Origin of the sequence: Phocaeicola dorei (genome assembly GCF_013009555.1) — a bacterium.
Lineage (GTDB): Bacteria > Bacteroidota > Bacteroidia > Bacteroidales > Bacteroidaceae > Phocaeicola > Phocaeicola dorei.
In genome coordinates this window covers 5,249,524-5,262,144 of sequence record NZ_CP046176.1, presented here as the reverse complement: position 1 = coordinate 5,262,144, position 12,621 = coordinate 5,249,524, and the positions used below count along the sequence as shown (strand labels likewise).

Genomic DNA, 12,621 nt, shown 5'->3' with positions numbered 1-12,621 from the left:
TCTGAATTTATGTGGTTTCTAATGGGTGACAAAGATAGTATATTTTCGGATGCGGGCATTCTGGCGTTAATTATTTATTTGGAGATGCTTTTTTAATTTTAAAGCAGGTAAACACCAACTTGTTCTCGTCGAATTGCGGATTTTCCAGATTGTTTTCGGATATATACAGTCCTTCCTTTCCCACAAAACTCATTTTATAGAAATATTTCTTTCCGGGGAATCTCGTTTCTCCAATGATTTCAAAATCCGCGTTCAGTACAATGACGGAGAACTCCTTTCCTTTGGGTTCGTCATAGGGGCTTTCGTTGGGAGCCAGTTTGTAAGGCATCTCAGCAAAACGGTAGTACACATTGCGGTATTTGTCATACATGATATGCCAATATTTCGGTGTTTCTCTGAGTTTTATAATGGCATTGATGCCTTCCATAGAATTTCCGAGTTTAGGTTTCATGCTTTTCAGATATCTGCTTTTGGCGTTATACCATCGGATGTGTTTCAAGTCATCTGTGACCATCAGGCTGTCATATCCGAAAAATCCGCAGACCAAACGGCTTTCTTTGTAGTTGTAATCATAACTAAAACCGTATCCTCCTGCGATATTGTCATATTCCTCTTTAAAGATGGGTGGATAGAAAATAGGAATCCATTTAACTTCTCCTGTTCGCAGATCCTGCGAGGCGAACATATGTGTCTCGGGCCAGTCTTTTTTCTTCATGTTGGGCTTGTGGGCACTCATTTCCATGAACAGGCATGAGTCTTTGACAAAAGCAGGCGTGTTGTAATAGCTGCCAAAATGTAACGGAGCGAATTTGCCTTCAGGAGTTTGGAAATCATAGTTTCGTATCACTTCTCCCTTGTCGTTTATGGAGCTGAGCCGGCTGATATCATTTTGTGCGATCAATATGTATTTAGAGTCGGGGGAAGGCCTGCTTCCATATACTGCCGGCAATCCGTTGGGACCTGTCTTGTGAAGAGGTATTCGTTTGGCTATCTGTTTGTTTTCGATATCAAAAATGACGATGTCATATAATGATTTTCGTGTATTTTCAAAGTGAAGGTATTCCTTCCCGTTTTCTTCAAATTGATATATGGATATGCTTAAGTAATAGGTCTGTTCGTCTAAAGGGAAGGCCAGCTGTTTTTCTGCTACCAGTTCTACTTCGTTCTGTCTTTCCGCATTGTTTTTCTTTGTGGACTGGCAAGACATGAAAATCAGAACAAAAAGTGCTGTTATAAAAAGAAGTGTTCGATTCATAATATTTTCGGTTTTATGATGTTTGTAATTTATGTGGCCGGTTAAAAATCCGGCCACATAAATTGTTGGTTGTTAATTGGTAGGAGCACTATGATTCCCATCTTCTCCTGAGCCCTCACCGGGTCTGCCTATTTCTACCCCATTACCGCATTTACCGTCTTCACTGATACACACTGTGCCTTCGATGGCCATTTTACAGTCTGGCCAATCGTCCTTAAAAGCACAGTACTTTTCACCCCCTCGTGGCATTTGCACGGCAGGTGCTCCAAACACTACTTCCTCATTAGAAGAGTGGAGGTTCAAGCTTATTGCAAATGTTGCAATAACAGCCATCATCATTGTGAATTTTGTTTTCATAGGCATTCGTTTTTAATGGTTAGATTTATTGTACTTTTCCTTTTACGGAAATTTCTATCGGAGATTCCGGTACATTACAATGAACATGGATAAATCTTTCAAATTCCCCTTTCTCTTCCGCTCGAAAATGAATTATCAACGTAGTACACTCGCCGGGTGGAACAGGAGGATCCGCCCATTGTACAGTGGTACATTCACAAGATGATTCTATGGCATTGATGTATAAAGTATCTGTTCCGGTATTGGTCAATATTACTTTCTCTTCCTGTATTTCCGCTTGTCTGAAACTACCCCAGTCGATATACTGCTTGTCAGCGGTCAGAGTGGTCATTCGTTTCCTGCTCTCTGCCGTAGGTCTTTGATAAGGCCGACGTTCTACATATTTCCCGTCTTTTAAGAAGTATACCATAGGAAAAGTGGTTACCATTTTTAGTCTGGCTGATACTTTGTCTTTATCTAGGTAAAGATTGTTGAAATCCGTTGATTTTTTGCCACCGCTCAGCAAGAAGAAATCATTTTCCGTATCACACATAAAGACATATATCGTGTCTGTTGCTTCCCTGATATTGTCCATTGCCTCCTGAATGCAACTGCCACAACCGTTGCCGGGAATAATAATTAGAAAACATGAGTCTGAAACGTTTGGAAGGCAGATACCTACCCCTGCACCAACTGACGGATACATTTGTCTTCATCAGAAAGACACCCATAGCTTGTGAGAACTATAAGATATAACATTATTTGCTGCCAACCTTTCTTCATAAGTATCAGATTTAGATTGTCTAAATATAAGAAATTTGATAGATGCTGACAAGTATAAATGGACTTATTGTTCTTGCTATTATGAATGTTTAACAGAAGAATCTGCTTTTCTGATACTTACAAGTATTTTGACGAAGTATGTCGGAGAAAATGTATCCGATATTTATCACAAAGAATGAGTCTTTTTACTATTTGTCATCAGTGTCGCTTTCAACTTGATAAATTCTTTTCCATTACAAATGCCTTCTGCCTGCAACTTGAAAAGATGCTCTTCCGTTTCTTCTAGTCGGATAAATAGTTGCAGTCGCGGAGTTTCAAGCGGATTGATGGCAGATAGGAATTTGGAAGAAGCAATCTGTACATACTGCAAAGGTTGGCTGACGATCTGTTCGGCACTTTCTTTTATCATCTGTAAGGTACAGACGCCCGGAACCACCGGCTGTCCGGGAAAATGTCCCTGATAGAGAGCATGACCGGGATTCAGCTCTATCTCTATTTCCCGTTTCCCATCTTCTCTTTCCTTTCTATGAATGATTTTATAAAAGTTCTCCAGCAGCATCTCAAGGGTTGTTTATGTTCAGTTTGTCCAATTGAATTCTTAACCGTATCAGTGGATGCTTGATTTGTACTTTCCCTGCCTGTCCGTTTACGAAGCCGGACAAGGTGAATATCGTCTTTCCAAATCCTTTGCCACTGATTCTTTGTTCAAAAGTACTACTTTTCTTTTTAATATGTGCTTTTTCACTCTTTAGAAATAGATTTTTGAAATCAGTTTCCAGTATTTTCAGCATCTTTTTCTTCCTCATCGGTTCCATGCAACTGTTTACTATGAAAGTGTCGCAGTGCAGGGAGAAGTCAAAAAGGCTGAGGCCAAAGTAAGTGGATCCCAGGATACGGATTTCGTTATCAGGCATTTGGCGAACAATGAGCATTCCGCTGAAATGATGTTTCATGAAATCCAGTTGCAGGTTGTACTTTTGCGACTGTGCTTCTGCCTGCAGGATGGGAGGAAGTGCCGTAGCTTCCCCCGTCACCCGGTGTGAGCAGGAGAGCAGGATAAACAGCAACAGCAGCCAGCTAGCGTATCGTAAACTTTGTCTCATCTTTCAAAGAATTGAATTTCTTGTCCGAGAATTCGTATTCGGTATAGTTGGTTGCGGTTTCCGATAAACGTAGTTTGTGGACAGACATGTCTTTTTTGTCTAAATAAATTTGAATCTGGTTGATATATGCCTGTACCGCTTTGCTGACGGGCTTGATTTGAATGAGATAGTAATGGGCGTCTTCAAAATATTCTAAAACATAGCCGGGCGACATGTTGGACAGGTCGCCCACCATGCAGGCGGTAAGCATATCCTGCATCTGGTTCATCATCTTGTTGGAGTGAAGGTCCATGATGCTTTTCTTTCCGTCCGATACTATTTTCAGTTGGTTGTTGTTGATCACGATAAGGTAGTTCATGGGCTGTGCGTAGTCCATGCATATCTTATTGCTCTTTTTATAATAGAACTTTCCTTTCGAGGTTATTTTCTCATCGAATACATCCAGATATTTTATCTGAGTGAAATTACTTTCGATGGACTCTATATTTTTAGCCTCTTGCAGCAGACGGGATTCAAAATCTTTCAAATCAGTAAGTTTCTTCATCTGTTGGGCTTGCATCGGCAGGACTGTACAGAACATCAAGAGCAAAAGTATTTTCATGTAGGTCATACTTTATAGTGGTTTATCTGTTTGTAATGGGAGGCAAAGATAGTATATTTTGGGAAACCATTCATACCTTTACCAGCTATTTACGATTTTTACCTGTTTCTACAATCGTTCACATGGGCAATTATAATGAATAAAAAAGTTATATTTCTGCGTTGCAATACTTTTTTGTTTCATCACCGCATATTATTGTTAATCAATAATTTATAGTGAAGAATCCTCCTGTATCCCCTCGAAACGGTTTATCCGTTTTCCCTGTCGGAGTCAGTTTGGCAGAAAGCGTCATTATGCAGGATGAAGGTCTGTTGGAATTCTTGCAAGGAGAACGGTAGGATATGATTTTCACTTAGGTGAAGATGGGTTTTCACCTGTGTGAAGAGCTGTTGTCACCAGTGTGAAACCACCGTTTCACACTGGTGAAGCAACAGTATATATCGGAAGTTTACACACTGACATCCTATTAAGTTGAACGAAAGTACAGCATATCCTGTCAGATTTAATCTGATATCTACGCTTCTCTTGCAAATAACGGGTGAATGTTCCACTCCATCGCTTACATACCGGTTTGGGGGTATTACAGACTTTTTTACACGGCAAGTTGTTGGTAATGAGTGGAATGAAGTGGCGGAAGAATTTTATATTTTACGTAAGACGAAGTTATCTTTTTATCGGTTTGATCATGAAGGGTGAACCGGGGCTCGTTTCTGGAACTTGGTGATGTTGCTGTTGAAAATATAGAAGAAATTTATTTTGTCATGTCCTTTATCAACCTGTCTAATGTTACCACCGTATACCCCTCTTTTTCTATAAAGTCCAGAACTTGTACCAGCAGCCTGTCACTATCGGGCATCCGGTCATGCAGCAGAAGGATGGAGCCCGGAACGAGCCGTTTCTTGATGCGTTTTATTATTTTTTCAGGAGTGGGTTGCTGAGTGTCCAGTGTGCGGATGTTCCAGCCGATGGGAAAGTATCCCAGCCTGCGCACTGCTTGGGCTAGGGTAGGATTGGTCACTCCGAAAGGCGGCCGGAACCATTGGACCGGTTGCCCGGTTACTTTTTCCAATTCTTGCTGGCAGGTAATTAAATCATGGCACATCCGTTTGAAGGTATAGAGAGGGAAATAGCCGGAATGGGAGAAGGAATGATTCCCGATATGATGTCCTTCTTTTATGATTTGCCGGAGCAGTTCTTCATTGCCTTTTATCTTGTTTCCGATGCAAAAAAAGCAGGCTGGTATGTGTTTTTCTCTTAACACTTTCAGCACTTTGGGAGTCTGTATCGGATCGGGCCCGTCATCAAAAGTGATGGCTATGATTTTCTCTTCGGTTTTCTTGCAACAGAAGACACGCATATAAATACAGGCACGGATGCTGTAAGAAGCGTAAAAGAAAAAGACCATGACGCTTACTATGATGATTACAGAAACTAGGATGTGCATCGCTTGATTAAGATGATTGAATGATACTTTAATAAATGATCTTGTAGAGATTATTCTAATTGCTTGTCATTATCCGTCAGTATTCTGAACTTCTTTTCGGTATCAATCGTATTCAAGTGTGCTAATTGCTCTTTGGCCATCTGCCGAAGATGAGTAAACCTTTTAGACTTGTCTACCTTACGCTTGATTAACTCTGCATTGAAGGATTCCATATTCGATAATACGACTAATTCATTTATGCTTGCTACATCTCTGATATTGATATTCTTATCTGCGTATTGTGGATTTGCTTCACGCCATTGTCTTGCGGTACATCCCCATAATGCGAGATTTAACAAATCAGCTTCATCGGCATAAACAAGTTTTTGATTGAAATCTTCTACTTTAGGTATAATAAAGTCTTTGATTGCATCCGTATGTATGGAATAATTTACTTTACTAAGTATTCTTTTTACGTTCCATTCACTTAATAAAGGGTGTGATTCTGCTTCTTTAAGTCTTTGGTATTCTTTGATGAGATATAGTTTAAATTCAGGGCTGAGCCAGGTCCCGAATTCAAAAGCTATGTCTTTATGGGCAAAAGTTCCCCCATATCGTCCGGGCTTGGATATAATCCCTATTGCTTTAGTTTTTTCTATCCATTGTTTGGGGGTTAGGGTGAAACTGTTTGTTCCACTCTCCATTTTAAAAGCATCGAATTCGATGCCTTTAAAATTTGGATTATTTAGTTTTTCCCATAACCCAAGAAAATCAATCGTACTACGTAGACGCATCCAGTTTTGTATAATGTAGTTAGTACGTTCTCTGTCTTTGAAATGTGCCATGTCTGTCAGGCAGATATAATCATTATTATCAGGTCTTACAGATATGGATATATCAATATTCGTAACAGTTATTTTCTTCATTATTTTTACTACTTTTATTTTATGAGGGATAAAGTTAAGCATTATTCCTGTTTTCAGTATCTTAAAAGCATCTTTTTAATAGGCCATGACGCTTACTATGATGATTACAGAAACTAGGATGTGCATCGCTTGATTAAGATGATTGAATGATTGATACCTTGATATTGGTTATAAATCAATGCGTAACGGGATGAAGCTTCTTCTTTCAAGGCTTTTGCCGCCATCCAGAGAGCATAGGATGAGGCAGTCTGATATTCTCCGCATTGCTCTTTAAAGCTGCTATGCAGGGCATGAGGAAACAGACTGTGTTCCAGCTCTGTATAAACGGCATCTGTTGCTTCCTGCCCGTTCTTGCCACTGATAAACCAGTCAATGTCTTCGGGTGCAAGCTCGTGAGATTTTAGAAAATGATGCATCCTGTTACTGATTTCCGGAGCACTCATCCGGGTGATAAAAGTGTCCACCCCTTTCAGTTCAGCAAAAGTCTGTTCCTCTTTTTGTGCGCTTAACAGGAAAAATTGTGCTCCCTCACCGGCTGTCGTTCCTTTCAACAGTCCTAAACGCTGCTGGATGATGTAGCTGGTAGGGGTTATTTCATCCATACCACCTGCCAGTACATGCTGTTTGCCTTCGGCAATACTCATGATGCCATCTGTCAGAGCACTTTCAAAACTTAAACCACGGTGTACATACGTCACATTATAAGCATGTATTTTGAGTAGCAAAGCTATCTGTGCACCGATCGTATTAAAGGTGGACTGAATGAAAGCGGTGGGATTGAGCATCTGTTCCCGGTTATCCATCAAGGCGTTCATAAACTTTTCCGTATCAGCCAGACAACCCAGTCCCGTAGCGGTGATAATGGCATCTACCTTTTCCGGCGATATATCTTTCAGACATTCCAGTCCGCAAGCTACTCCCATCTTGATCATGCGGCTCATGCGCCTCCGCAGATTGGCGTTGGTGATCATTTCTTTATAATCAGGTTCCTGTGCGGAGAAATAAGGCTTTTCATTGCTGCTCTCTGCATGAATAGAGGCGATACGATTGATATATACTGGGCACATACGCTATCTGTTTAGAGTGGAAAATACGAGAGATGAGTTGTTTCCGCCGAATCCGAAGGAGTTGGATAATACATGCCGTATGGGAAGCCCCGACCGGAAAATCGTTTCAGGAATGAGACCGCTTTCTTCATCGGACAGATGGAAGTTCAGATTAGGGTAAATCAGTCCGTGACGGATGGAGAGTACGGAATATACGGCTTCTATTCCTTCCGAGGCTCCCAGGGTGTGACCGATGAAAGCCTTGACCGAACTGAAAGGTGGAATACGGGTATCGAAGATACGCCGGATGGCTTTCCCTTCGGAAGCGTCGTTACTGGGAGTACCTGTGCCATGTACATTGATATAGTCTATGGCTCCGGCTGTCAGTCCGGCAGAGGCTATGGCCTGACTCATGGAAAGGAAAGGCCCGTTTCCGTCGGGGGAGCTTCCTGTCTGGTGGTAGGCTTCGTTGGCATTGGCGTAACCGCTGAGTTCACAATAAGGAGCTTTTGTAAGGGATTTCTCCGATTGAAGAACAAGGTATCCGGCTCCTTCTCCCAGGTTTAATCCGGCACGTGTGCGGTCGAAAGGACGGCAGTGCTCTTTGTCCAGTATCATCAATGAATTGAAACCGTTGAGCGTGAAACGGCATAAGGCATCCGTTCCACCTACGAGGACGGTGTCCAGATAACCGTGTCGAATCAGGCGTGCCCCTAACATAATGGCATTTGCAGCCGAAGAACAGGCGGTGCTGAGGGTGGTCACCATTCCTTTCACTCCTAAATAAGCGGCTATCATTTCGGTACTGGCTCCACAGTCATGGGAGATAATATCACGTAATCTTCCTTTTCGGTTATCCTCCCGGAAAGAGGCATAAAACCGCTCGCTTGCATCCATTCCTCCGATGGAAGTGGAAGAAATGAGTCCGATACGGGGAGAAGCGAAATCGAGTTCCGCATCACGGGCTGCCTCTTGAGCTGCCAACAAGCCTAGCAGGGCTGTACGTGAATACGTTTTGCCGGATGGAAGGAACAGGATTTGCTTTAATTCTTCATTGCTTTGTTTCACTTCGGACACGGGTACGTCAAGCACGGTGGGGAAAAGGGTGATTTTCCCCATACCGTGTTTTCCGGATTTTAAGGAGTCCAGATTTTCTTTTACTCCTTGTCCTATGCCCGAAATCACTCCCAGACCGGTGACATAGATCTTCCTCATTTCTGATGGGCGGTGATGTAGTCTGCCAGGGTACGCACCGAATAGAATATTTCCTTTCCTTTGGCAGGATTCTCTATTTTAATGCCATAATTCCTTTCCAGAATCAGGATAATCTCTAATGCGTCAATCGAGTCAAGACCCAATCCGTCGTCTCCGAATAAAGGTGCTTCACTATCAATGTCTTCCGGAGTGATTTCTTCCAGATTCAATGCTTCTATTAATTCAACTTTCAATTTCTCAATCAATTCTTCCATATTCTTTATTGTTTTTCAATCAGTTTAAATACTGCTTTATAGGTGTTTTTTAATAATTCACACCATCCGATGATACAATAGTTCAGTTTCCCTTTTTGCATGACTATACGTGCGTATCTTTCCAGTTTCTCCGGCTGATAGGCTTTAGTTATGAAAAAGGTGTTTTCCCCTTGTATCTTGTGGCGGATGCAAATCTCGCCGGACACTACATTGGGTAGTGTGTAAACAAATACAGCCGGACTGGCTGCCCGGTCTCCGTCCTGGTCTATCAGTTGCTGGTGTCTGATATCCGTATGTAGGGATGAAGTGGCGTTGGCAAGTAACATTCCCATTTCCAGTGGGGCGAATGTCTTGTCTTTCAGTAAGTATTCGGCGGCAACATATCCCAGTTTGCAAAGGTCATCCATTTTATAGAATTTCATATTGTTTCCGCCTAATTTTTTATAGGTATCACGTATAAATATGCCGAAATCCGGTTCTTCAGAATGAAAAATAAGTTCGTTGTTTATGAAGACAGAACTGTTTTCAATACGAACCTCCCGTGTACATCGGATTTCGGGCAAGGTGTTGTCCTCATCCTTGAACGGAGCATATTCCGGTAAAGACAAGACAATGGCTGCGTTACACCCACCGAATCCCGAAGCGGTTTTTACACAATGTTTCATCGGAATGTGTTGGTGAGTCGCATAGACTGGTATAGGCATAGGCACACCCGGTGTTTCGTAACCCGGAGTGCCGAACAGGATGCCTTGTTTCAGTTCGTGCATACAGACAATGCTTTCAATGATTCCCGATGCTCCCAAGGTATGCCCGAAATAGGGTTTTAAGCTATGTGTGGGAGCTTGTTCCAGATGAGCCAGCGTGAGGGCTTTGGATTCCATTTCATCATTGTATACGGTGGCCGTGCCATGGGCATTGACAAAGCTGATGTTTTGGAGGGCTGTTCCTGCCTCCTGCATGGCTTGGCGGATAGCGAAAAAGAGCCCGTCTCCTGTACGGGAAGGGCCGGAGATATGGTTGGCGTCATTACTTATGGCTCCTCCGGAAAGAATGATGCTGTTTGGCGTCTTTTCCGTACTTAGTAATACGGCTCCGCAAGCCTCTCCCAAGTTCAGTCCGTCACGGTTGCTGTCATACGGACGGCATGGACGGGAGCTGAGGGACCGGAAAGACAGGAAACCACTGGTGATGAAATGAGAGAGAAGGTCACCTCCCGCTACAATTACTTTGCGGTAGATGCCGTTCTCTATCATGCGTTTTCCTGTTACAAGGGCTGACACTCCTGATATGCAGGCGTTGGAGATGACATGTACCCGTTCCTCAGCATGGAAATAACCGGCAATGTTTTCTGCCATTTTCCAAAGAAAGACCGCTTCATCGGGATGTTCCGTATGACGGGTCAGTAAGTCGATGTTCCCTTTGGTGGTGGAGAGGATGAGTCCGCAGGTTTTGTCTTCCAAAGTTTGTCCGGACTGACGGATGAGTTCGTTGATAGTCAGTATGAACAGTTGTTCCATCTGGGGATAGCCACTTACTCCTATGGCTTCCGCCTGTTGTTGCAATCTCTCTTGCGAGATAGTAGCTGCCAATAGGGGAGTGTCCGCAATCCGTTTGTCCGTCTGCAGGGTGATACCGCTGTGATAGCTCCGGATGGCTTCCAGATTTTCCTGTGTGCCGAAACCCAGCGCGCTGATCAGGGTATCATGGGTGATATAGGTAGTCAGATGATGTTCCATTTCTTTTTCCACTCTATGTAAAAGGCAGGATTAACCAATTCCAGTTCTCTATTTGTATTCAGGAATACCTGTGTAGTGGTTCCTGTTGCCACAATGTTTTGGTCTGATGCCCGGTAGATGGTGTATTCAAAAAGGATTTTGGCAGCATCACTATGAATATACCGTGTCTCGACAATGGCTTCCTCACCGAATGACAGCGACTGTTTGAACTGGCAGCTCAGGTCTACGATAGGAACTACATAGCCTTCCCGGTAGATGCTCATATAGTCCAAGCCATATCGCTTTCCGAAAGCTTCACGTCCATCTTCGAAATAACGCACATATTCACCATGCCATACTATTTGCATGGAATCTATTTCACTGAAGCGGACCTTGATGGTGGTCCGGTCTGTCAGTGCTGCCTGCTGTGGACTTGTTTTTCGTTTCATTCTTTTTTCAGATATATTTTCATCCGGCATTCGGCCAGAAGTTCATCGTTTTCTTTCACCTCGGCGGTAATCAGTGTGATATCGAATATTTCCTGCACAATGGTTATTCCGGTATATAATTCTGCTCCGGCAGAAGGAAGACGGAATATTTTCATTTTTTCTACAGAGCCGATAAAGCCTAGTGGTACAGGCTCTTCTCGCAGCATATAGATATATCCTACCCGTGCCGCTGCTGATTGGGCGATGTGTTCTATGATTCCTGTTTCCTGTAATACGCCGTCCCGGCAGAACAGATTATCGGGGGTGACGGTCAGCCCTGACCAGGATGTATTTTCTTCTATCCCATAGAAACGGTCTATCATGACCATGGGCGGACGTTGTGGAATCAGCCGGAACAGTTCGTCTCCCCGACAAATGATTTCTTTTCTGTTCATTTCAGTCTGCATTGCAGGATACTGTGTCCCAGTCCTATGTTATCATGAATCTCTTCCACTTCCAGTCCGGCATTTTTAATACAGCGGATCAGGTCATCCGAATGGAACATCTTGCTGTTGCCGTTGGCCATGGCTGTGAAGTAAAGGCTGATTTGAGTCAGGCAGTAAGAGCCCGTTTCGTATGGCTGCCGGTCCCACAGCGTTTCCATGATGTAGACTTTACTGTCTTTGCTGGCGGACTGTGCCACACGACTTAGAATACTGGTTGCTTCCTCTTCCGAAAAGCAGTCCAGAAACTGGCTCATCCATACGGCGTCAAAGCCTGAAGGAAAGGGCACGGTCCGATCCAGCAGATTGGCGCCGTGGCCATGGATGCGTTCTGCACCGGGCACACCGGCAGTTTGTTTTCTCATCATTTCCAGTTGTTGAGGCAAATCCACAATGGTTACTTCTACTTCTTGATTATATTGGACGCATCGGGTTGCCCATCTGCCGGTGTTTCCACCAATATCGAGCAGTCGTTTCGGTGAGTGAAGAAATACAATTTCTAATGCCTGGCTGAACGAGTTGTCCGAGTAGAAATGGTCAAAGCCAAACCAGCTTTTCTGTACCTGTTCCGGCAGTTGGGAAAGTCCTTCGTAAATGGTAGGCCATCCGCCGAATACTTTCAATCCTTCCGGCTGACCATTTAAAAGAGCCTCTTCCAGATAGAAAAGTCCTTGATAGTTCACATCGTGATTGAATTCCATATTGACACGTGCCATTTTATCATTCAGCAGAAACCAGCCTGCCTTGGCCAGTACATAGCGGTCTTCTTCCAACAGGATGGTTCCGATGGCCAGCGATGCTTCCAGTAATACTTGTGCTGCATAGCGTGTCAGTCCGGTCTGCACACTGATTTCTTGCAGCGTGTATCCTTTCCGTTTGTCGGCCAGCAATTGGAATATTCCGAATTTCAACATCAGACGTGAAACTTGGAATACCACGGGACCGAAAGCGATCTCTTGCGCCAGTCTTTGTGCCTCTACAGCTGTCAATTGCTCTTTTGTATATCTTTTATGCATCATAATCCAGATTTGTA

Annotated in this window: 15 protein-coding genes; all 15 read right to left on the bottom strand. The window is 43.3% G+C overall.

What is annotated here, in order from left to right; genetic code table 11:
* Nucleotides 1-70 precede the first annotated feature (70 nt).
* Nucleotides 71-1,255 carry a DUF4221 domain-containing protein gene (locus tag GKD17_RS21615; protein ID WP_007854671.1) on the bottom strand — a complete coding sequence of 395 codons (1,185 nt, stop codon included), beginning with the start codon at nucleotides 1,253-1,255 and terminating at the stop codon, nucleotides 71-73.
* 72 nt (nucleotides 1,256-1,327) lie between these two features.
* Nucleotides 1,328-1,612, bottom strand: coding sequence for a hypothetical protein (locus tag GKD17_RS21610; RefSeq protein ID WP_032935918.1), 285 nt, complete (start codon nucleotides 1,610-1,612; stop codon nucleotides 1,328-1,330).
* Between the two features lie 25 nt (nucleotides 1,613-1,637).
* Entirely contained in the window at nucleotides 1,638-2,297 is a 660-nt protein-coding gene (locus GKD17_RS21605; RefSeq protein WP_007833831.1) for a DUF1573 domain-containing protein, read from the bottom strand.
* 243 nt (nucleotides 2,298-2,540) lie between these two features.
* A complete protein-coding gene (locus tag GKD17_RS21600) occupies nucleotides 2,541-2,933 on the bottom strand; it encodes an ApeI family dehydratase (RefSeq protein WP_007833824.1) in 393 nt (130 codons plus the stop codon).
* 1 nt (nucleotide 2,934) lies between these two features.
* Nucleotides 2,935-3,477 (bottom strand): hypothetical protein, encoded by a 543-nt coding sequence (locus GKD17_RS21595; protein WP_032935915.1) that lies wholly within the window; start codon nucleotides 3,475-3,477, stop codon nucleotides 2,935-2,937.
* Nucleotides 3,452-4,087, bottom strand: coding sequence for a LolA family protein (locus GKD17_RS21590; protein ID WP_007833820.1), 636 nt, complete (start codon nucleotides 4,085-4,087; stop codon nucleotides 3,452-3,454). The genes GKD17_RS21595 and GKD17_RS21590 overlap by 26 nt, the downstream gene beginning before the upstream one ends.
* Before the next feature lie 742 nt (nucleotides 4,088-4,829).
* Entirely contained in the window at nucleotides 4,830-5,522 is a 693-nt protein-coding gene (locus GKD17_RS21585; protein WP_032935913.1) for a polysaccharide deacetylase family protein, read from the bottom strand.
* 50 nt (nucleotides 5,523-5,572) lie between these two features.
* Nucleotides 5,573-6,427 (bottom strand): KilA-N domain-containing protein, encoded by an 855-nt coding sequence (locus GKD17_RS21580; protein ID WP_005850183.1) that lies wholly within the window; start codon nucleotides 6,425-6,427, stop codon nucleotides 5,573-5,575.
* A gap of 113 nt (nucleotides 6,428-6,540) precedes the next feature.
* On the bottom strand, nucleotides 6,541-7,494 hold the full coding sequence (locus GKD17_RS21575) for a beta-ketoacyl synthase chain length factor (protein WP_007833808.1): 954 nt from the start codon (nucleotides 7,492-7,494) through the stop codon (nucleotides 6,541-6,543).
* Nucleotides 7,495-7,497: 3 nt separating this feature from the next.
* On the bottom strand, nucleotides 7,498-8,688 hold the full coding sequence (locus GKD17_RS21570) for a beta-ketoacyl-[acyl-carrier-protein] synthase family protein (RefSeq protein ID WP_007833806.1): 1,191 nt from the start codon (nucleotides 8,686-8,688) through the stop codon (nucleotides 7,498-7,500).
* Nucleotides 8,685-8,942 carry a phosphopantetheine-binding protein gene (locus GKD17_RS21565; RefSeq protein ID WP_007833804.1) on the bottom strand — a complete coding sequence of 86 codons (258 nt, stop codon included), beginning with the start codon at nucleotides 8,940-8,942 and terminating at the stop codon, nucleotides 8,685-8,687. The genes GKD17_RS21570 and GKD17_RS21565 overlap by 4 nt, the downstream gene beginning before the upstream one ends.
* Before the next feature lie 5 nt (nucleotides 8,943-8,947).
* A complete protein-coding gene (locus GKD17_RS21560; protein WP_007833802.1) occupies nucleotides 8,948-10,678 on the bottom strand; it encodes a beta-ketoacyl synthase N-terminal-like domain-containing protein in 1,731 nt (576 codons plus the stop codon).
* Entirely contained in the window at nucleotides 10,663-11,106 is a 444-nt protein-coding gene (locus tag GKD17_RS21555) for an acyl-CoA thioesterase (RefSeq protein WP_007833801.1), read from the bottom strand. Before GKD17_RS21555 ends, GKD17_RS21560 begins: the two co-directional genes overlap by 16 nt.
* On the bottom strand, nucleotides 11,103-11,540 hold the full coding sequence (locus GKD17_RS21550; protein ID WP_007848132.1) for a hydroxymyristoyl-ACP dehydratase: 438 nt from the start codon (nucleotides 11,538-11,540) through the stop codon (nucleotides 11,103-11,105). The genes GKD17_RS21555 and GKD17_RS21550 overlap by 4 nt, the downstream gene beginning before the upstream one ends.
* Nucleotides 11,537-12,607, bottom strand: coding sequence for a methyltransferase (locus GKD17_RS21545; protein ID WP_007833799.1), 1,071 nt, complete (start codon nucleotides 12,605-12,607; stop codon nucleotides 11,537-11,539). Before GKD17_RS21545 ends, GKD17_RS21550 begins: the two co-directional genes overlap by 4 nt.
* Nucleotides 12,608-12,621 lie beyond the last annotated feature (14 nt).

Bases quoted from the DNA above. Each gene is read 5' to 3' on its own strand.
- GKD17_RS21615 (WP_007854671.1), bottom strand. From the start codon at position 1,255: ATGAATCGAACACTTCTTTTTATAACAGCACTTTTTGTTCTGATTTTC.
- GKD17_RS21610 (WP_032935918.1), bottom strand. From the start codon at position 1,612: ATGAAAACAAAATTCACAATGATGATGGCTGTTATTGCAACATTTGCA.
- GKD17_RS21605 (WP_007833831.1), bottom strand. From the start codon at position 2,297: ATGTATCCGTCAGTTGGTGCAGGGGTAGGTATCTGCCTTCCAAACGTT.
- GKD17_RS21600 (WP_007833824.1), bottom strand. From the start codon at position 2,933: ATGCTGCTGGAGAACTTTTATAAAATCATTCATAGAAAGGAAAGAGAA.
- GKD17_RS21595 (WP_032935915.1), bottom strand. From the start codon at position 3,477: ATGAGACAAAGTTTACGATACGCTAGCTGGCTGCTGTTGCTGTTTATC.
- GKD17_RS21590 (WP_007833820.1), bottom strand. From the start codon at position 4,087: ATGACCTACATGAAAATACTTTTGCTCTTGATGTTCTGTACAGTCCTG.
- GKD17_RS21585 (WP_032935913.1), bottom strand. From the start codon at position 5,522: ATGCACATCCTAGTTTCTGTAATCATCATAGTAAGCGTCATGGTCTTT.
- GKD17_RS21580 (WP_005850183.1), bottom strand. From the start codon at position 6,427: ATGAAGAAAATAACTGTTACGAATATTGATATATCCATATCTGTAAGA.
- GKD17_RS21575 (WP_007833808.1), bottom strand. From the start codon at position 7,494: ATGTGCCCAGTATATATCAATCGTATCGCCTCTATTCATGCAGAGAGC.
- GKD17_RS21570 (WP_007833806.1), bottom strand. From the start codon at position 8,688: ATGAGGAAGATCTATGTCACCGGTCTGGGAGTGATTTCGGGCATAGGA.
- GKD17_RS21565 (WP_007833804.1), bottom strand. From the start codon at position 8,942: ATGGAAGAATTGATTGAGAAATTGAAAGTTGAATTAATAGAAGCATTG.
- GKD17_RS21560 (WP_007833802.1), bottom strand. From the start codon at position 10,678: ATGGAACATCATCTGACTACCTATATCACCCATGATACCCTGATCAGC.
- GKD17_RS21555 (WP_007833801.1), bottom strand. From the start codon at position 11,106: ATGAAACGAAAAACAAGTCCACAGCAGGCAGCACTGACAGACCGGACC.
- GKD17_RS21550 (WP_007848132.1), bottom strand. From the start codon at position 11,540: ATGAACAGAAAAGAAATCATTTGTCGGGGAGACGAACTGTTCCGGCTG.
- GKD17_RS21545 (WP_007833799.1), bottom strand. From the start codon at position 12,607: ATGATGCATAAAAGATATACAAAAGAGCAATTGACAGCTGTAGAGGCA.